The following is a 16,402-nucleotide window of genomic DNA, read 5'->3' on the forward strand; positions in this document are numbered from 1 at the left end:
AGTAAAGAATGGCGCAAACGAGCGTAGACCAGTTTGCCAGCGAGCTGAAAATGCCCGCAGCGGTGCTGCTCGAACAGTTGAAGAAGGCCGGTGTTGAGAAGCATGCGGCAGGTGACTTGCTCTCCGAGCAGGACAAGAACCGGCTGCTTGATTATCTGCGGCGGTCCCATGGGGACGCCGACAAGACCAAGATCACCCTGACCCGTAAGCAGACCTCCGAAATCAAGGCTCAGGACTCCCACGGCAAGACGCGGACGGTCCAGGTCGAAGTACGCAAGAAGCGCGTACTGGTAAAGCGCGATGCCAACGATACGGCGGTTGAATTGCCCTCTGGTGAAGCAGAGGCTGCGCTGGTCGAGGTGGCCGAGACTCCCGTGCCTCAAGAGGTGGTTGCCCCTCAGGCCCACGAAGCGGTGGTGGAAGAGGTCGTTGCTGCTCCCGAGCCTGTTGCGGCTCCGGTAGCAGAACCGGAACCGGAACCCGTTGTTGAGCCGGAACCGGTAGTGGCCGTTGAGCCGGAACCCGAGCCGAAGCCGGCTCCGGAACCCAAGGCTGAGCCGGTCGCTGCGCAGAAAGATGCCGAGCCGGCTGCTTCTGCTCCCGCTCCCGCGGCTAAGGCAACCGTGACGGTACGCAAGAAGCCGATCCTCGACGAGGCGGAAGTCCGCCTGCGTGAGGAAGAGGCGCGCCGTGCCGCGACCCTGGCCGAAATTCAGGCCCGCGAATTCCGTGAAAAGCAGGAGCGGGAAGCCGAGTTGGCCCGCATGCGCAAGCAGGCGGAAGAAAAGGCGGCCGCCCTGAAGGTTGCCGAGGCCGCCAAGCAGGCTGCTGCCGCCCAGACCAAGGCGGCTCCGGAAGAGGCGCCCAAGGCCCGTGACGACAAGTCCGCTGCCCGTACCCCCGGTCGTCCTGGTGAAAACCGGGATCGCCGTGCCGGCGAGGCGCCGGGCAAGGGGCGTCCCGGTGTCAAAACCCGCGGTGCCGGGCCGACTTCCGGCTGGAAAGATCCGCGTGGCGGCGGTGGTCGCCGCGGCCGTGGTGATCGCCATTCCAGCGAAGAATCCCACTCGTTCCAGGCGCCGACCGAGCCGGTGGTGCGTGAGGTGCATGTTCCCGAAACCATCACCGTGGCCGATCTTGCACACAAGATGGCGGTGAAGGCGACCGAAGTGATCAAGGTGCTCATGAAGATGGGCTCCATGGTCACCATCAACCAGGTGCTAGACCAGGAAACGGCGATGATCATCGTCGAAGAAATGGGTCACAAGGCATTGGCAGCCAAGCTCGACGACCCGGAAGCCTTCCTTGAAGGTACCGAGGCTCCCGAAGCACCGGTGTTGCCGCGTCCCCCGGTTGTGACGGTGATGGGCCACGTGGACCACGGCAAGACCTCGCTGCTCGACTACATCCGTCGTGCCAAGGTGGCTGCCGGCGAAGCGGGCGGCATTACCCAGCATATCGGTGCCTACCATGTGGAAACCGAGCGCGGTGTGATCACCTTCCTCGACACCCCGGGTCACGAGGCCTTTACGGCCATGCGTGCCCGCGGCGCCAAGGCGACCGACATCGTCATTCTGGTGGTGGCTGCCGATGACGGCGTGATGCCCCAGACAAAGGAAGCGATCCACCACGCCAAGGCCGCCAACGTGCCCATCGTGGTAGCGATCAACAAGATCGACAAACCCGAAGCCAATCCGGACCGGGTGACCCAGGAGCTGATCGCCGAAGGCGTGGTGCCCGAGAGCTACGGCGGCGATTCGCCGTTCATTCCGGTTTCCGCCAAGAAGGGTACCGGCATCGACGAACTGCTCGAACAGGTGCTGCTGCAGGCCGAAGTGCTGGAACTGACAGCCCAACACGACACCCACGCCAAGGGCATCATCATCGAAGCCCGCCTCGACAAGGGGAAGGGCCCGGTGGCCACCATGCTGGTTCAATCCGGTACCCTCAAGCGTGGCGATGTGCTGTTGGCTGGCCAGACCTTTGGTCGCATCCGCGCCATGCTCGACGAGAATGGCAAGCCGATCCAGGAAGCCGGCCCGTCGATCCCGGTGGAAATCCAGGGCCTCTCCGACGTGCCGTCCGCAGGCGACGAAGCGATGGTCATCGCCGACGAGAAAAAGGCACGGGAAATCGCCCTGTTCCGTCAAGGCAAGTTCCGCGAGGTCAAGCTGGCCAAGCAGCAGGCTGCCAAGCTGGAATCTATGTTCGAGCAGATGGCCGAGGGCGAGGTCAAGTCCCTGCCCCTGATCATCAAGGCGGACGTACAGGGTTCTCAGGAAGCACTGGTTCAGTCGCTGAACAAGCTGTCCACCGACGAGGTCAAGGTGCAGGTGATCCACGCCGCTGTGGGTGCCATCTCCGAAACCGACGTCAACCTGGCTTCCGCCTCCAAGGCAGTGATCATCGGCTTCAATACTCGTGCCGATGCCAATGCCCGCAAGGCTGCCGAGAACTTCGGTGTGGATATCCGCTACTACACCATCATCTACGAGGCTGTGGATGAGGTGAAGGCTGCCCTTTCCGGCATGTTGTCGCCGGAAAAGAAGGAGCAGATCATCGGCCAGGTGGAAATCCGCCAGGTGTTCGTGGCCTCCAAGATCGGCACCATTGCCGGCTGCTACGTGCTCGAAGGTGTGGTGCGTCGCAACTCCCGCGTCCGCGTCCTGCGCAACAACGTGGTGGTCCACGACGGCGAACTGGAATCCCTGAAACGCTTCAAGGATGACGTCAAGGAAGTGAAGTCGAACTACGAGTGCGGTATTCAGTTCAAGAACTTCAACGACATCAAAGAAGGCGATCAGCTCGAAGTCTACGAAATCCTCGAGGTCGCCCGGACGCTGTAACCGGAGCACGACCGCGAGGCGCGGGGAGAAGGGGGTAACCCCTTCGACCCGCGCCTTTTTCATTGGCACGGCGCCAGGCGCCGCGCCTGTCTGGAAGGAAACGCCATGAAAAGCTTTAGCCGGGCGGATCGCGTCGTCGAACAAATCCGCCGTGAACTCGCCGAGTTGCTGCATAGCGAGGTCAAGGACCCGCGCATCGGCATGATCACCCTGACCGCCGTGGAAATCTCACCGGATTACGCTCACGCCAAGGTGTTCTTCACCACCATGCTGGGGGCCGAGCGGGTACCGGAAATCCTCGTCGGCCTGAAAAAAGCTTCCGGGTTCCTGCGCCGAGAGATCGGCCGCCGGGTGCGCATTCACACCACGCCGGAACTGCACTTCGTCTACGACGATTCCATCGACCGGGGCGCCAATCTCTCCAAGCTGATCGACGAGGCCGTGGCCGTTACCCGCGAATCCGAAGCGCGTGACGGTGCGCACAACGACGAAGGACAGGGCTAAGTGCAGAAAAAGCGTTGGCAGCGGGTCGACGGGGTGTTGTTGCTCGATAAGCCCCAGGGGCTTTCTTCGAATACGGCACTCCAGCAAGCACGCCGCCTGGTGTCGGCGGCAAAGGCGGGTCATACCGGTACGCTGGATCCTATGGCCACTGGCTTGCTGCCCCTCTGCTTTGGCGAAGCGACCAAGTTCTCCGCCGACCTGCTTGACGCAGACAAGACCTACGAAGCCGAGGTCTGTTTCGGCGCCACTACCGATACCGGCGATGCGGAAGGCGAGGTGCGCGAGCAACGCCCGGTGACCGTCGGCGAAGCTGATCTTGTTGCGCTATTGCCGCGCTTTACCGGGTCCATCACCCAGGTTCCTCCCATGTATTCGGCCCTCAAGCGCGATGGCAAGCCTCTCTACGAGCTGGCCCGCCAGGGGGTGGAGGTCGAGCGCCAGCCGCGGGCCGTGACCATACATGCACTGGAATTGCTCGGGGTCGATGTCGATAGTCGTGGCATGCTCACGCGGGCCCGCCTAGCGGTCACCTGCAGCAAGGGCACCTACATCCGCGTCTTGGCCGAGGACATCGGTGCGGCCTTGGGCTGTGGTGCGCATCTGACTGCCCTGCGCCGTACCCGTGTTGGCAGCTTGAGCTTGGCTGATGCCTTGACCCTGTCAGAGCTGGAATCCGTGGTGGAAACCGAGCGTGTCGGACGCCTGGCGCCGGTCGACGCGCTGCTGTCCACGTTGCCGCGCATCGATCTGACCGCGGAACAGCAGGGGCCAATCAGTCACGGCAATCCGGTGCGGCGCGCAGCCATTGGGGATATCGGCAAGGTACGGATTTACGCGGACAACGTGCTCTTGGGGGTAGGTGAACAAGGGGCCGATGGCTGGTTGCGCCCCAAGCGCTTGGTGCAAGCCCAAGAATGTGGTGGCACTTCTTGATGCTGCCGACTTGCGATTGTAATCAGGGCCGAGGGCCCGTATAATATCGCGCTCTTCATGTCGCCTTGCGGGGTGAAGGTCGTTCGGGGTGCCGGCTCTCTCAAACCGGGGTGGCGCCATAGTCCGAGTCTGAGGTTTGACGATAGAAAGGTAACAACATGGCTGTCTCCACCGAACAAAAGGCCAAGATCGTTGGCGATTTCCAGCGCGTCGCTGGCGATACCGGTTCCTCCGAAGTGCAGATCGCGCTGCTGACCGCGCGTATCAACGACCTGACCGGTCACTTCAAGATCAACGCCAAGGATCACCACTCCCGTCGCGGCCTGCTGCGCATGGTTTCCCGTCGCCGCAAGCTGCTGGACTACCTGAAGCGCACCGATGTGGAGAAGTATCGCTCCGTGATCGAACGCCTGGGCCTGCGCAAGTAATCTGTTTCTTCAGGATTTGCGCACCAGTGAAAAAAGCGGGCGGCCCTCTGGGCCGTGCCGCTTTTTTTATTTTTATCCCGTTGTTTTTAGGTGCTTCAGCCGACGGTTGGCGAAGTGACTTCAGGGTAAAATCCGGCCTGCACCAAGACGATATAACTGCTGAAAAAAACTGTAAAAGCGAGAAAGGAAAGTTTCGTGTTCAACATTGCTAAGCAAACTTTTGCCTACGGCACCCATCAGGTGACCATCGAGACCGGCGAAATCGCCCGTCAAGCCTCCGGTGCCGTCATGGTGTCTATGGACGACACCGTCGTCCTCGTCTCTGTTGTCGCTGCCAAGGATGCTAAACCCGGCCAGGATTTCTTCCCCCTGACCGTCGATTACCAAGAAAAGTCCTACGCTGCCGGCAAGATCCCCGGCGGCTTCTTCAAGCGTGAAGGCCGTCCCTCCGAAAAGGAAATCCTCACCTCGCGCTTGATCGACCGCCCGATCCGCCCGCTGTTCCCCGAAGGCTTCTACAACGAAGTCCAGGTCGTGGCCACGGTCATGTCTCTGAATCCGGAAGTGGATGCGGACATCCCCGCGATGATCGGTGCCTCCGCCGCCCTGTCCATCGCCGGTATTCCCTTCCAGGGGCCGATCGGTGCTGCCCGCGTCGGTTACATCGACGGTCAGTACGTGCTCTGCGCCAATGCTTCGGAGATGAAAAACTCCAAGCTGGACCTGGTGGTTGCCGGTACCGAGACCGCTGTGCTGATGGTGGAATCCGAAGCTCAGGAACTGTCCGAAGAAGTCATGCTTGGCGCCGTGGTGTTCGGCCATGAGCAAATGCAGGCCGCCATCAATGCCATCAACGCCCTGGTTGAAGAAGCCGGTAAGCCCGAGTGGAACTGGCAGGCGCCGGCCCGCGACGAAGTCCTCGTTGCCAAGCTGGAAGGCGTGATCAAGGCCAAGCTGGAAGAAGCCTATAGCATCACCAGCAAGCAGACCCGCAGCCAACGTGTCAAGGAGCTGAAGGCCGAGGCCATCGCTGCTCTGTGTGAAGGCGAGGGCGCTGCCGACGAAGGTGTCGTGGCCGACCTGTTCTTCGCGCTGGAAGCGTCCATCGTGCGTGGCCGCATCCTGGCTGGTCAGCCCCGTATCGACGGCCGCGATACCCGTACCGTGCGTCCGATCTCCGTGCGTAACAGCGTGCTGCCCCGTACCCACGGTTCCGCCCTGTTCACCCGTGGCGAAACCCAGGCCCTGGTGGTGGCGACCCTCGGCACTGGCCGCGACGAGCAGATCATCGACGCCCTGGCCGGTGAGTACCGCGACCGCTTCATGATGCACTACAACATGCCCCCGTACGCCACCGGCGAAACCGGTCGCGTCGGCAGCCCGAAGCGCCGTGAAATCGGCCACGGCCGCCTGGCCAAGCGCGCCCTGCTGGCCGTGCTGCCGCCGGCGGACGAGTTCGGCTATTCCCTGCGTGTGGTGTCCGAGATCACCGAATCCAACGGCTCTTCTTCCATGGCCTCCGTGTGTGGCGGCTGCCTGGCGCTGATGGACGCTGGTGTGCCCCTCAAGGCCCATGTGGCCGGCATCGCCATGGGTCTGATCAAGGAAGGCAACCGCTTCGCTGTGCTGTCCGACATCCTGGGTGACGAAGATCACCTCGGCGACATGGACTTCAAGGTGGCCGGTACCGACAACGGCGTGACCGCCCTGCAGATGGACATCAAGATCACCGGCATCACCAAGGAGATCATGCAGGTCGCTCTGGCCCAGGCCAAAGAAGGCCGGATGCACATCCTCGGCATCATGAAGGGGGCTGTCGAAGGTCACCGTACCGAGATGTCCGAGTTTGCTCCGCGCCTCTACACCATGAAGATCAATCCGGAGAAGATCCGCGACGTGATCGGCAAGGGCGGCGCCGTGATCCGCGCCATCACTGAAGAAACCGGTACCACCATCGACATCCAGGATGACGGCACCATCACTATCGCCTCCGTCAATGGTGAGGCGGCCCAGGCTGCCAAGAAGCGCATTGAGGACATCACCGCCGAGGTGGAAGTCGGTGCCATCTACGAAGGCACCGTGCTGAAGATTCTCGACTTCGGTGCCATCGTCAGCGTGTTGCCGGGCAAGGATGGTCTGCTGCACATCTCCCAGATCGCCAACGAACGCGTCAATGCCGTGACCGACTACCTCAAGGAAGGTCAGCAAGTGCGCGTCAAGGTACTGGAAACCGACGAGAAGGGCCGTATCCGTCTGTCCATGAAGGCTGTGGCTGCGGAAGAGGGTGCTGCCCAGTAGCAACCGCAGCAGTAAGGGCGGTTACCTTGAAAAAGGCACCTGCGGGTGCCTTTTTTTATTGTTGTCCTGGGCGGGTCGTGCCAACGAAATGAAATGCCAACAAAAAACGGGCAGCCCCGGTAGGGCTGCCCGTTTTTTGGTTGAGGCGCGGAAAAAGGGGGCTTACTTGGCGACCTGCTTTTCCTTGATCTCTTCCAGGGTCTTGCAATCGATGCACAGCGTGGCAGTAGGGCGGGCTTCCAGGCGCTTCAGCCCGATTTCCACGCCGCAGTTGTCGCAGTAGCCGTAATCGCCGCTGTTGATGCGGTTCACCGTCTCATCGATCTTCTTGATCAGCTTGCGTTCCCGATCCCGGTTACGCAGTTCCAGGGCCATATCGGTTTCCTGGCTGGCGCGATCGTTAGGGTCGGCGAAGACCGTGGCTTCATCTTGCATGGTGTGTACCGTGCGCTCGATGTCTTCCACGAGTTCTTGTTTGAGCGTCTCGAGCATCTTGCGGAAATGCTCAAGCTGCTTGGAGTTCATGTACTCCTCGCCCTTCTTCGGTACGTAGGGCGGGAATTGTTTATGCAGCAGATCTTGGGCCATGATCGAAGACCGTCGTTGGTAAAAAAGTACGCTTTAATAGCATATTGGAAAGTATGCCGCAAGTTTGTCGTGAGAGGTGAAGTTTTCCAGTGTGCGGCCGTACAGCTAAAAAGTGAACAAAAGTTGTAGAAATCTATTGACCGCAGTAGGGGGGCTCTCTATAATTCGCGGCTCTCGGGGTGTAGCGCAGCCTGGTAGCGCATCTGCTTTGGGAGCAGAGGGTCGCGAGTTCGAATCCCGCCGCCCCGACCAGGTATTCCCCGTGCCCTGCAAGGCGCCTGTAGCTCAACTGGATAGAGCAACGGCCTTCTAAGCCGTAGGTTGTGAGTTCGAGCCTCGCCGGGCGCGCCAAGTTTCAATGGCGGCATTAGCTCAGTTGGTAGAGCACTGGATTGTGATTCCAGGTGTCACCGGTTCGATCCCGGTATGTCGCCCCAGTATTTGAGCGGGTTAGGATGTAGATACGCGAAGTCGCGGTGTTCTACAAAATTCAGCCCGTTCTACAAAAAAGGCCAGCCTTCGGGCTGGCCTTTTTTTATTTCACCGGCGCGACTTTCAACCCTCGGCGCTTTCTTCGGTAGTGCTCAGTCATACCTTCCGTGGTGTGGCCGAGAAGAAGTTGTGCCTTTTTGAGCGATTCTATGTCGCTCGCGGCTTTTGCTCGTAAATCTCTAAATTGGATCGCCCGAATACGCTCTGCCATTGGGGCATTGTCTGCTGCTTTTGCTGCAGCCTCTCTTGCTTTGTCGAAGCGATAACGTAACGCATGCTTTCCCATGGGTTGCCCCTTTTCGTTGCAAACCAGCGCCAGCGATCGCACACCCTTGATAGTTGCCTTCCTCGCCTTGATTCGGTCGATCAATTCGGCGAGTGCACCTACAACCTCAACCCGAAGCTTGGCCCCGGTTTTGTCTTGTTCTAGCTCGATCGTTCCATTCCGGATGTCCGTCTCCATGATCTGGCGGAGGTCGCTCGGACGCTGTGCGGTCAAATAGGCAAGATCAATGGCCTCCTGGAGCGGTTCGTCAGCATGGACCAGGATTAGGGCGAGTTCGTCGTCTTCGACGTAGATATCCCGCCCTTTTTCCTTATGGCGCTTGATACCGACAGTGGGATTGAGAGCCTTCGTTATTCCTCGATCACGGGCCCAATTCCAGGCGGCAGAAAGCCAGGCAATTTCCCGGTTCGCTCTGGCATGGCCTTCTCGACCAGTTGATGCCAGCGGCGGCTTCCCTTCTTTCGCACGCGCGGAATTCTTCTCCTGTTTTTCCTTTACAGCTTCGGATACGCGCCAGTCCAGGTATTGCCGGATATGCACGGGATCAACCTGGTCAAGTGGCGCTGGGGGCTCTCCAAAGAATTTTAGGAGAGGGGGCAGGGCGTAACGGATGTCGTCAACCGTTCCTTTCGGGCGGCCTGGCGCTGTTTCAGTGCTCCATCGTTTCAGCAATTCAGGCACGGTCACTGCCGGGCCTTTGGCTGTTTCCACTTTGGAAGCGTAGGAACGAAGCGCCTCATAGAAGTCGGAACCTAGCGGCCCCCATCGTCGCTTCCCATCTTGGCCTTGGCCATGGTCAAGGTAAAACCAGGTTTTCCCCTTGGCTCCTTTCTTGATCCGCATTCCCGGAGGCAAGTGCAGATTCACAGTTGGCTTGCGCCCCATCGCTATCTCCGTTCGACAGCTTTTGGCTGCCAGCTTTTGGTTGCTGCGGGTAGGTGATGGCCCGCTCCAGTTACTGCCTGTCGGGTAACTACCGGATGCCCGATGGCATTTACATGAAACGGGATCATCATCCGGCGCAAAGCTTCAATCTGCAATCGGCGAAGCCGGCGACCGGTGAGGGTGGATATTTCCTCTGCAGTGAGGAACAGTGGTTGGGGTTCCATCATTTAGCCTCTTGGCCTTCCTTCGCAAACTCGATCCCCCACACCCAGGGGTTGGCCTCCCGCGCCATGCACATCACGTCTTTACGGCTGATGGTTGCCATCACGCGCCCTCCCGGCTGGCGGCAATGGCAGCGTCAGGTAGGTACATCCAGACGCAATCCCACGTTACAAAGCTGCCGAACGGAGGCGTCATTGCTTTGAATCCGCCGCCGGTATGCTTACCGAGATAGACCTTCCCAGCGTGGCAGAACAGCACCGGCTCCCCAATGTTCGGAAGGTATCGCGCCTGAGTCTTATTGTTCGGGTTGATCCATCCAGCATCCTTCGCCACTGCATCAGCAGGCGCGGCCCCAATCGCCGCCCGCAGCGCGGATAGATTTTCATTTGCCTTCTTGATGCGCTCCGCCTCCTTCTCTGGCGTCACCTCGAACTCATACAGGCGCTGGGCAGCACCGATAACTGTGCTCCACGCAATGCCCACGCCGAATCGTGTACAACCAACCTTGGCAGGCTTATCAAGCCTTGGTGTTGCATCAGCAGGCGCGGCGGGCGCGGCGGAGAGCATGAATCCGGCGTAGTAGAGGATGTGGTGAATCGCCCAGGTTGGGTCTTCAGCAGCTTCACCGCCAGCCTCTTCCACAGCGTCAATGCACGGGGAGTAATCGCCTGCGATTTTGGCTGCCTTCTCCACAGCTTCAAGGTAGCCAACCGGCACCAGCTTCCACCCCTCCGGCACTCCGGCAGGCGCGGCAACGACGGGGCGGGTGTAGAGAGGCCCCACTTTCACTAAACGCGGGTTGTTAGCTTCAAACCCCCATTCAACTTGCTTAACATCCACGCACATTGTTTGTCCGGTATCTTCGTGCTGGAACAGGTAAGCCACCGGCTCCTGCCCCTTCGCCAGTTCCTGGGCAACCAGATCGGCCACGGCGCGTAGTCCGGCCAGGTGTGCCCCGTCAGGGCTTCCCCGGTAGGAGTCGGCGAAGGCCTTGGCAAGCACGTCGTCGCTGATCGTGAACATCACCGGCCCTCCCGGGTAATGATTTCCCACACCGTTCCGGTATAGCGGATCTTCCCGGTCTGACGCAGGACCTGGAGTCTGCGGGCGATGACTTCCCACTCGTTGGTGCTCGGGTCGCAATACGGCTTCGCCATCGCAAGCAGCGGTTTGTGGATTTCGAGCTTCATCAAGCGATTGCGGCCGGCTTTGATCTGCGCAAGCAGCTCGGCGTCAAACGCGGTGTAGTCGTGCTTGCTCATTTCTTGGCTTCCTTCTTCTTGAACTCGTTGCAGCTGCCCATCTTCTTGACTGCGAAGCCGCCGATCCCGCAGCGCATGTTTCCCTCTCTTGCATAGTTTTTCTCGTAGTCAGGGTCGCCCTTTGCCCAGGCAGGGGTGATGGTTTCGCTTTCAAACTGCCGGCAGTTCCCGCAGTTGTTCAGCAGCTTGGCCGTATAGCCCTGGTCCTTCTTCGCTTCGGATTGCTTGCTCATCACGCGACCTCCTTGCAGGCTTCGACGGTTTCGCGGATTTCGCCACCCAGGGCTTCCAGAAGGTCGGGGAGGAAGCGTTGCAGTTCGCCGCTCATCAGGGCGAATTCGGCGTCGAACAGTTCGTCGCCGTTGGCGCCATTGGCTTCGCTGGCTTCTTCTTCCTTGGTGTCCAGGTGGGTGAGGCGCTTGATTTCGAGCTTTTCGGTGAGCACAAAGGACAGCCGGTCGCCCCAGGTGAGGGCCAGGCGGGTGGGCAGCTTGCCGGCCGCTAGGTGCTCACGGACCTGGGCCCTGGCCTCGTCGGAATCGAGGGCGTGGCGCACGTAGCGGACAGCGGACTTTTCGTCGGAAACCGACTTGAGTTCGCAGTCCCGATCCACGGTGAAGCCTGCCGGGGCTTCGCCGGCGGCGAGCCAGTCGGCCATGGCCGAGGTTGGGGAACGCTCGGTCTTAACCGGCTGCACCGGAAATTCGTCTAGGGACTTGGCCAGCAGTTCCAGGGCGTCATCGGCCTTGCCGCGGCTGGCGGCGTCCACCGCCAGCCAGCCGTTGACCGGGTCGAGCCACAACCAGGTGGTGGAGCGGCGGGTGAAGGCCCGGGGCAGCAGTTCTTCGGTGACCCGTTCCTTGAGTTCGCGCAATTGCTTGCGGCCGGGGCGGGAGCCCTGCTGGGCTTCCAGTTCGTCGGCCCGGTCGGTGGCGACCTGGTTGACCACCGACGAGGGCAGCAGGCGGTGCTCGGTGGCCATGGCGATCAACCACTGGCCGCCGACGGAATGGACCAGGGGCAGAGCCGCACAGGCGGCGTCCTTGTCGGCCTTCTCCAGCTTGCCCCGGGGCGGGACCCAGCCCCGGGATTGCTTGTCCTGGCTGCCGCAGCGGGTGAACACCACCCGGCCGAGCTGCTCTTCGAGCTGGGCCAGGGTCAGGGAGAAGGGGGCAGGGAGGCGGTAAATTTGGAGGTTCTTGAACATGGTCAGCCTGCACGGACAAGTTGAGGGAAGAAGTTGGCGCCCGGGGTGGCCTGGCGCAGGCGGTCCTGCAAACCGGCGATGTGTTTCTCCATCGCGTAGATCAGGTCCACCGTGGTCTTGGCGTCGTAGAAGGACATCAGGTCTTGCACTGGCTCTGGCACGGTGGCGAGAAGCAGTGCGCATGCAGCCTTGCCCGGGATTTCGTCGCCCTCTGCAGCCTGAATTACGGCCTCGCGCTCCAGGTGGCGAGCCACGCCGCGAGAACCGATTACGCCGTCGGCGGCGTTGAGCCGGCGCCAGGTGGGCATGCTTCCGGTGGGCATGGACGCCAGCGCGTTGAAAATGATCCGGTGGGCAGCTTTCAGCTCGGCCAGCGCGGGGTCGGCCTGGCCTGCTTGTACGGCGGCGCTCATCGCTTGCTCCTATCCAGCAGTTGTTGAGCCGTTGCACCCTCGCGGATCATTTGAGGAATCACGAAGGCTTTGGGGAAATAGGGCCTCACTGTGACCAGGAATGCTTCGTCGGCATTGGTCAGGCTGTAGCGCTTGGGATCTGCCTTCTCCACGGCAAGCCCGCTCTCATGTACCAGCTTCCAGGGGTCGCCGTGCATCGTCACCGAAAGGCCCATCAAGTCGTGGACTACGCAATGCACATAAAGGGCTTGTGAGGCGTTTGCGGCGGCAGGTTGATAGGCTTTCACCCATCCATTTCCACCGCAGGCCTTGCAGTCTGTGTCTGCTCCGCAGCAATGGCATTCATCTCCTATGCCGCTTCCGTTGCAGGCAGTACATTCCACTCGTACTTCGCCTTCCTCGGTGCCTTCCAGGGCCGCTACGTCGGCCAGTACGCCGGCCTTCCATTCTTCGTAGGTAGCGATCTTCACGCGGTTGCCTCCGTAATCTTCTCCAGCTCCCAGCCGATCTTTGCGTCGCGCAGCAGGCCCTTGGCCTGGCCGAGCGTCAGCGTGGTGGCGTGGCGCTTGAGTGTGTCAATGCAGACCCGGGCAGACGCCAGGTCGTTTTCCAGTAGAGGGCTGTCCAGGTCGAGCTTGCGGTGCAGCCGCTCCAGCGGCGCCAAGTCGATGCCCCAGCCGAAGCGCCCGGCCGCGATGCGGTGGAAATCGATGATTCCTTGCAGGGCCTCGGCCACTTCGTACCAGCCACCGCGGCTGTCCTCGCGGAACACCGGGCGGCCCTTGGCGGTATCCACGGTCCCATCGATGTCGATACGGGACAGGACGCGCTCAAGTGGGGCAAAGACCGCATCGATCTTCCAGGGCATGACGGCCAGCCTCACGCCGTCCGGGTCGGCCTTTGGCTTGCGCACAGGGGCCACAAGCGCCCGGCGTGTGGCCCGGGCCATGGCTCGATCGATAGCCCGGCTCAAAGCACTGCCCCATACCGCACGTTGTCTTTGCGCCCCGTCCGGTACAGCTTCCCTGCTGTGACGAGTCCAGGGAGGCGGTTTTTGAGCGCCATCACTTCCACTTCCAGTTCGTCCGCAATTTCCATGGACGACACCGGGTGACCTAGGGTGGCCACGACCTTGACGATTTCCTCGTTGGTCACGGTTCGGGTGGTCTTGGGCCTGGGGGCGCCTTCCCCCATCACCCGGTGCACCCGGCCGAGGCCCTCGGGCACCGGTGGCGGGGTGAACGTGAAGAGGGCGGCGAGGGTCAGCATGCGATGGCCTCCCGGTGGGCGAAGACGCAACCGGACAGGCGAGCCCAGCCCTGGGGGAACTGGGAGGGCTTGAACAGGCCGACCCGGCCGGGCGCCGTGCCCACCACCAACCCCCGCGCCTTGGCACATTGGTCCAGATCCGCCAGTTCAACATCAGCGAAGTGGCAAGCCGGAGCGAAGAACGCGGTTACCGGACCGGGGGGGAGAATTGCGGCCGCGGTGGTCATTGCGCGGCCTTCGCTGCCTTGGCGGCATCCTTGGCCAGTTCCTTGTAGAGCTTGGGGTTGGCTTCCTTGAGCTGCTTGGCCACGGCCACGTCCTTGCCGGTCACGCCGGCGAGGTCGATTCCTTCGACGTGGACCAAGCGAACCAGGGTAGCCACGGGCTCGGGAATATCCCGGCCGGTTTCGTAGCGCGATCCGCAGCTTTGGGTGACGTGGACGGCACTCCAGAATTTGCCCTGGTTCAGACCCTTGCGTTGGCGCAGGTCGCGGCAGAATTCGCCATTGATTTGGTTTTCCATGGTCAAGCCACCTTCCTAGTAATCTGTTCAATCAGTTCTTGTGCGGTCGATTCGGCCTGAAGCACTGCCTCTTCCAGCCGTTGAATGAACGCCTCGTCGCGTTCAACTCGGATCAACAGCAGGCGGTGGCTTTCGGGCATTCGCGGGTCGTAGCTGACGAAATCCCACCACTGGCGCCCCGTCACCCACATGCAGCCCTGGATTTGTGGGATGTACTCTTCGGGGACGCCATTCAGGAACCGCTCGAGGTGAATGGCCGAGTTCTTCGGGCACTTCATTTCCAGGCCGCCAACCTCGCCGATCAGCCCGTCCGGCGAGCAGCCAGCGAAGGGATGGGTCGGGTGGGGAATGAATCCCGATTCAACGACCACGTGTCCGCTCTCAAGCTCGTAGGCCTCACGAGCGTAGGGCTCCACGTCCTGACCCCATTGCAGGGCAAATCCGCTAGGGCCTTCCACCGCCTGGCCGGTCATGCGCTCCACGACCACCTGCCAGATCAGGTCGTGGTAGGCCTTGAGCGGCTCCCCGGTGCGCTTGTTGCGGGCCAGCACGTCCACAAACCGGCTGCCAGTGAATTTCCCGGCGCGTTCGGCGTGCCAGGCGTCGGTGCGTTGAAGTTCTTCACTCATTGCCGGCCTCCGCACGCTCAACGGTGGCGGTTACGGTGATGCTGTCTGCCACCTTCTTTAGGCGCTCGTGCTCATCGGCACCGATCATCTTGCGCTGCGCAGACGAGAGGCGGCCCCAGGCTTCGGCATAGGCGGCAATTCCCTGCTCGCTGGCGACGATTTCAAGGTCGGCGACCAGGTTGGTGCGCTCTTCCGAATCGGCAGGCGCTGCCACCGCGCGTGCGGCCTCGGCTGCCTGGGTGCCGGTCTGTCGGGCTTGGCGGGGGTTGATCTCAACTTCGGCGATGCGCTCGGCTTCGTCCTGGTCGTAGATTCCGGTGTATCCGAAGGCCAGGCGGGCACACTGGATCATGGCCTTGTGGCGAAGCATCCGCTTGGGGTGGGAAGTCCATGGTCCGACATTCGGTCGCCTGCACTCGCTCATGTACTCCGTCACAACAATCGGGCGGCCACGATCCTTGCGGTACATCCGGCAGGTGCAGGACTCGCTATCCTGTTCGAAGTCCATCCCGTCGAATTGCGGGTGGTTGTTGATGATCCGCGACCAGCCATCCACGCCGACCACCGGGACGATCCCGTTGTTCTTGTCCGGGAACGCGTAGATTTCCTTGGTCCAGGGGTTAAGGCCGTACTGGTTCGCCACGACCAGCAGGGCGGTCATCTGGGCATCGGATACCTGCCCCTTGAAGGCCGTATCCTTGAGGGTGTTTACCAGGTCGCCGCCTTCGCCCATATCCAGACGGGCGGCGAGCTTCGTGGTGAGTTCAACGATTGCGGTGGTCATGCTTCTTCCTTTCTGCCGCGACTCTGGCGGCGTAGAGGGATGGACTTCAAAAGGTGATGCGGGCCAACCGCCATGACTTACGCATCACGCAGCTTCGGCTACCAGCCCAAGAGTTGTGGCCAGCGAGACCTTGATCTCCATCTCTTCGGTGGGCATGTAGTCGTCGCTGTCAAAGCAGATGTCGGTGGCGAGGCTCACGGCATCACGGCTGGAAATCGCCTTGACGGTCATCTGGACGACCACGCCGCTGGACTTGATGCAGACGTTGAAGCGGCGGTCGGATGCTTTTCCCAGGGCAAACGGTGCAATCGCCTCGCGGAGAATCGGATGGACGTTGTTCATGGTTCGCTCCTGGTGTTCGTTTGCGGCCCGTCTTGTCTACCGGCGCGGGCCGCTTAACCGTGCTGCGTTCCGGCTGACTTGCCGCCGGTAGCGTCTAAGAGGTGCCGGGTTCCGATACCCACCCCGGCGGCAGTTTTAAACTTCCCGTCATTTGCCCGTGACGGGACGCCATCGGATGGCGCAGAGCCGGGTCATGCAATCGACAGTTCCAACACGGAGGCGGGCCGGGCTTGATACCGGCTAGGCTTACCCGTTAGGGCCGTGTCTCAGTCCCCGCTTTAAATGCGCGAAGAGTTGCGTGTCCTATCCACGCCGCCGCCTCAGTGTTGGAACTGCTGGCGGGCTTCCACCGCCTCCCTGTCTCTCCAGTGCCACGGGGCTTTCGTTCTCCCGTTACGCCAGCCGATTCGGCGCTGGTCCCTGTTCGGTTACGGTTCCGACTCGCGCTGCCGGCCCATGCCTGGGCAAGCCATGCGACGATTTCCTGCCAT

21 protein-coding genes and 3 tRNA genes are annotated in these 16,402 nt (G+C 61.3%); 8 read left to right on the top strand and 16 right to left on the bottom strand.

What is annotated here, in order from left to right; genetic code table 11:
• Nucleotides 1-8: 8 nt before the first annotated feature.
• The 5 genes from infB (at nucleotide 9) to pnp (ending at nucleotide 7,009) form a co-directional block, all read left to right on the top strand.
• Nucleotides 9-2,846 (top strand): translation initiation factor IF-2, encoded by a 2,838-nt coding sequence (gene infB, locus OTERR_RS06400; protein ID WP_149425185.1) that lies wholly within the window; start codon nucleotides 9-11, stop codon nucleotides 2,844-2,846.
• A gap of 105 nt (nucleotides 2,847-2,951) precedes the next feature.
• The gene (gene rbfA / locus OTERR_RS06405) at nucleotides 2,952-3,350 is read left to right on the top strand and encodes a 30S ribosome-binding factor RbfA (protein WP_054620563.1); all 399 of its coding nucleotides are present in this window, start codon (nucleotides 2,952-2,954) and stop codon (nucleotides 3,348-3,350) included.
• Nucleotides 3,351-4,283, top strand: coding sequence for a tRNA pseudouridine(55) synthase TruB (gene truB / locus OTERR_RS06410; RefSeq protein ID WP_054620564.1), 933 nt, complete (start codon nucleotides 3,351-3,353; stop codon nucleotides 4,281-4,283).
• Nucleotides 4,284-4,441: 158 nt separating this feature from the next.
• Nucleotides 4,442-4,711, top strand: coding sequence for a 30S ribosomal protein S15 (gene rpsO / locus OTERR_RS06415; RefSeq protein ID WP_054620565.1), 270 nt, complete (start codon nucleotides 4,442-4,444; stop codon nucleotides 4,709-4,711).
• A 195-nt stretch (nucleotides 4,712-4,906) separates the two neighbouring features.
• Complete coding sequence (gene pnp / locus OTERR_RS06420) at nucleotides 4,907-7,009, top strand: polyribonucleotide nucleotidyltransferase (protein ID WP_149425186.1); 2,103 nt, start codon at nucleotides 4,907-4,909, stop codon at nucleotides 7,007-7,009.
• A gap of 162 nt (nucleotides 7,010-7,171) precedes the next feature.
• Here the strand turns inward: pnp and dksA are convergent, their stop codons facing one another.
• On the bottom strand, nucleotides 7,172-7,597 hold the full coding sequence (gene dksA / locus OTERR_RS06425; protein WP_054620567.1) for an RNA polymerase-binding protein DksA: 426 nt from the start codon (nucleotides 7,595-7,597) through the stop codon (nucleotides 7,172-7,174).
• A 175-nt stretch (nucleotides 7,598-7,772) separates the two neighbouring features.
• Here dksA and OTERR_RS06430 point away from each other — a divergent pair.
• The 3 genes from OTERR_RS06430 (at nucleotide 7,773) to OTERR_RS06440 (ending at nucleotide 8,034) form a co-directional block, all read left to right on the top strand.
• Nucleotides 7,773-7,849: transfer RNA gene (locus tag OTERR_RS06430), tRNA-Pro, on the top strand.
• A 22-nt stretch (nucleotides 7,850-7,871) separates the two neighbouring features.
• Nucleotides 7,872-7,948: transfer RNA gene (locus OTERR_RS06435), tRNA-Arg, on the top strand.
• Nucleotides 7,949-7,958: 10 nt separating this feature from the next.
• Nucleotides 7,959-8,034, top strand: a tRNA-His gene (locus OTERR_RS06440).
• 98 nt (nucleotides 8,035-8,132) lie between these two features.
• On the opposite strand, the gene OTERR_RS06445 is transcribed toward OTERR_RS06440, so the two are convergent.
• From OTERR_RS06445 to OTERR_RS06515, 15 genes are all read right to left on the bottom strand, one after another.
• Nucleotides 8,133-9,260 (bottom strand): tyrosine-type recombinase/integrase, encoded by a 1,128-nt coding sequence (locus OTERR_RS06445; RefSeq protein WP_149425187.1) that lies wholly within the window; start codon nucleotides 9,258-9,260, stop codon nucleotides 8,133-8,135.
• A 2-nt stretch (nucleotides 9,261-9,262) separates the two neighbouring features.
• Complete coding sequence (locus OTERR_RS16705; protein WP_223116007.1) at nucleotides 9,263-9,487, bottom strand: DUF4224 domain-containing protein; 225 nt, start codon at nucleotides 9,485-9,487, stop codon at nucleotides 9,263-9,265.
• 97 nt (nucleotides 9,488-9,584) lie between these two features.
• Entirely contained in the window at nucleotides 9,585-10,505 is a 921-nt protein-coding gene (locus tag OTERR_RS06455; protein WP_149425188.1) for a hypothetical protein, read from the bottom strand.
• Entirely contained in the window at nucleotides 10,505-10,744 is a 240-nt protein-coding gene (locus OTERR_RS06460) for a hypothetical protein (protein ID WP_149425189.1), read from the bottom strand. The genes OTERR_RS06455 and OTERR_RS06460 overlap by 1 nt, the downstream gene beginning before the upstream one ends.
• Nucleotides 10,741-10,977 carry a hypothetical protein gene (locus tag OTERR_RS06465; RefSeq protein ID WP_149425190.1) on the bottom strand — a complete coding sequence of 79 codons (237 nt, stop codon included), beginning with the start codon at nucleotides 10,975-10,977 and terminating at the stop codon, nucleotides 10,741-10,743. The genes OTERR_RS06460 and OTERR_RS06465 overlap by 4 nt, the downstream gene beginning before the upstream one ends.
• Nucleotides 10,977-11,951: a recombination-associated protein RdgC gene (locus OTERR_RS06470; RefSeq protein WP_149425191.1), complete on the bottom strand. Its 975-nt coding sequence runs from the start codon at nucleotides 11,949-11,951 to the stop codon at nucleotides 10,977-10,979. Before OTERR_RS06470 ends, OTERR_RS06465 begins: the two co-directional genes overlap by 1 nt.
• Nucleotides 11,952-11,953: 2 nt before the next feature.
• A complete protein-coding gene (locus tag OTERR_RS06475; protein WP_149425192.1) occupies nucleotides 11,954-12,364 on the bottom strand; it encodes a hypothetical protein in 411 nt (136 codons plus the stop codon).
• Nucleotides 12,361-12,834, bottom strand: coding sequence for a hypothetical protein (locus OTERR_RS06480; RefSeq protein WP_149425193.1), 474 nt, complete (start codon nucleotides 12,832-12,834; stop codon nucleotides 12,361-12,363). Before OTERR_RS06480 ends, OTERR_RS06475 begins: the two co-directional genes overlap by 4 nt.
• Nucleotides 12,831-13,232 carry a hypothetical protein gene (locus tag OTERR_RS06485; RefSeq protein ID WP_149425194.1) on the bottom strand — a complete coding sequence of 134 codons (402 nt, stop codon included), beginning with the start codon at nucleotides 13,230-13,232 and terminating at the stop codon, nucleotides 12,831-12,833. Before OTERR_RS06485 ends, OTERR_RS06480 begins: the two co-directional genes overlap by 4 nt.
• A gap of 101 nt (nucleotides 13,233-13,333) precedes the next feature.
• Nucleotides 13,334-13,633 carry a hypothetical protein gene (locus OTERR_RS06490; RefSeq protein WP_149425195.1) on the bottom strand — a complete coding sequence of 100 codons (300 nt, stop codon included), beginning with the start codon at nucleotides 13,631-13,633 and terminating at the stop codon, nucleotides 13,334-13,336.
• Nucleotides 13,627-13,860 carry a hypothetical protein gene (locus OTERR_RS06495; RefSeq protein WP_149425196.1) on the bottom strand — a complete coding sequence of 78 codons (234 nt, stop codon included), beginning with the start codon at nucleotides 13,858-13,860 and terminating at the stop codon, nucleotides 13,627-13,629. The genes OTERR_RS06490 and OTERR_RS06495 overlap by 7 nt, the downstream gene beginning before the upstream one ends.
• A complete protein-coding gene (locus OTERR_RS06500) occupies nucleotides 13,857-14,156 on the bottom strand; it encodes a helix-turn-helix domain-containing protein (RefSeq protein ID WP_149425197.1) in 300 nt (99 codons plus the stop codon). Before OTERR_RS06500 ends, OTERR_RS06495 begins: the two co-directional genes overlap by 4 nt.
• 2 nt (nucleotides 14,157-14,158) lie before the next feature.
• A complete protein-coding gene (locus OTERR_RS06505) occupies nucleotides 14,159-14,785 on the bottom strand; it encodes a lambda exonuclease family protein (protein ID WP_149425198.1) in 627 nt (208 codons plus the stop codon).
• Nucleotides 14,778-15,569 (bottom strand): phage recombination protein Bet, encoded by a 792-nt coding sequence (gene bet, locus OTERR_RS16640; protein WP_149425199.1) that lies wholly within the window; start codon nucleotides 15,567-15,569, stop codon nucleotides 14,778-14,780. The genes OTERR_RS06505 and bet overlap by 8 nt, the downstream gene beginning before the upstream one ends.
• Before the next feature lie 84 nt (nucleotides 15,570-15,653).
• Entirely contained in the window at nucleotides 15,654-15,911 is a 258-nt protein-coding gene (locus tag OTERR_RS06515; protein ID WP_149425200.1) for a hypothetical protein, read from the bottom strand.
• Between the last annotated feature and the right edge of the window lie 491 nt (nucleotides 15,912-16,402).

Origin of the sequence: Oryzomicrobium terrae (assembly GCF_008274805.1) — a bacterium.
GTDB lineage: Bacteria > Pseudomonadota > Gammaproteobacteria > Burkholderiales > Rhodocyclaceae > Oryzomicrobium > Oryzomicrobium terrae.

Excerpts from the sequence above, each read along its gene's own strand:
- OTERR_RS06500 (WP_149425197.1), bottom strand. The coding sequence starts at position 14,156 with ATGGAAAACCAAATCAATGGCGAATTCTGCCGCGACCTGCGCCAACGC.
- bet (WP_149425199.1), bottom strand. The coding sequence starts at position 15,569 with ATGACCACCGCAATCGTTGAACTCACCACGAAGCTCGCCGCCCGTCTG.
- OTERR_RS06505 (WP_149425198.1), bottom strand. The coding sequence starts at position 14,785 with ATGAGTGAAGAACTTCAACGCACCGACGCCTGGCACGCCGAACGCGCC.
- rbfA (WP_054620563.1), top strand. The coding sequence starts at position 2,952 with ATGAAAAGCTTTAGCCGGGCGGATCGCGTCGTCGAACAAATCCGCCGT.
- OTERR_RS06470 (WP_149425191.1), bottom strand. The coding sequence starts at position 11,951 with ATGTTCAAGAACCTCCAAATTTACCGCCTCCCTGCCCCCTTCTCCCTG.
- dksA (WP_054620567.1), bottom strand. The coding sequence starts at position 7,597 with ATGGCCCAAGATCTGCTGCATAAACAATTCCCGCCCTACGTACCGAAG.
- OTERR_RS06445 (WP_149425187.1), bottom strand. The coding sequence starts at position 9,260 with ATGGGGCGCAAGCCAACTGTGAATCTGCACTTGCCTCCGGGAATGCGG.
- OTERR_RS06465 (WP_149425190.1), bottom strand. The coding sequence starts at position 10,977 with ATGAGCAAGCAATCCGAAGCGAAGAAGGACCAGGGCTATACGGCCAAG.
- OTERR_RS06485 (WP_149425194.1), bottom strand. The coding sequence starts at position 13,232 with ATGCCCTGGAAGATCGATGCGGTCTTTGCCCCACTTGAGCGCGTCCTG.
- OTERR_RS06490 (WP_149425195.1), bottom strand. The coding sequence starts at position 13,633 with ATGCTGACCCTCGCCGCCCTCTTCACGTTCACCCCGCCACCGGTGCCC.
- OTERR_RS06515 (WP_149425200.1), bottom strand. The coding sequence starts at position 15,911 with ATGAACAACGTCCATCCGATTCTCCGCGAGGCGATTGCACCGTTTGCC.
- infB (WP_149425185.1), top strand. The coding sequence starts at position 9 with ATGGCGCAAACGAGCGTAGACCAGTTTGCCAGCGAGCTGAAAATGCCC.
- OTERR_RS06455 (WP_149425188.1), bottom strand. The coding sequence starts at position 10,505 with ATGTTCACGATCAGCGACGACGTGCTTGCCAAGGCCTTCGCCGACTCC.
- OTERR_RS16705 (WP_223116007.1), bottom strand. The coding sequence starts at position 9,487 with ATGATGGAACCCCAACCACTGTTCCTCACTGCAGAGGAAATATCCACC.
- rpsO (WP_054620565.1), top strand. The coding sequence starts at position 4,442 with ATGGCTGTCTCCACCGAACAAAAGGCCAAGATCGTTGGCGATTTCCAG.
- OTERR_RS06460 (WP_149425189.1), bottom strand. The coding sequence starts at position 10,744 with ATGAGCAAGCACGACTACACCGCGTTTGACGCCGAGCTGCTTGCGCAG.
- OTERR_RS06475 (WP_149425192.1), bottom strand. The coding sequence starts at position 12,364 with ATGAGCGCCGCCGTACAAGCAGGCCAGGCCGACCCCGCGCTGGCCGAG.
- OTERR_RS06495 (WP_149425196.1), bottom strand. The coding sequence starts at position 13,860 with ATGACCACCGCGGCCGCAATTCTCCCCCCCGGTCCGGTAACCGCGTTC.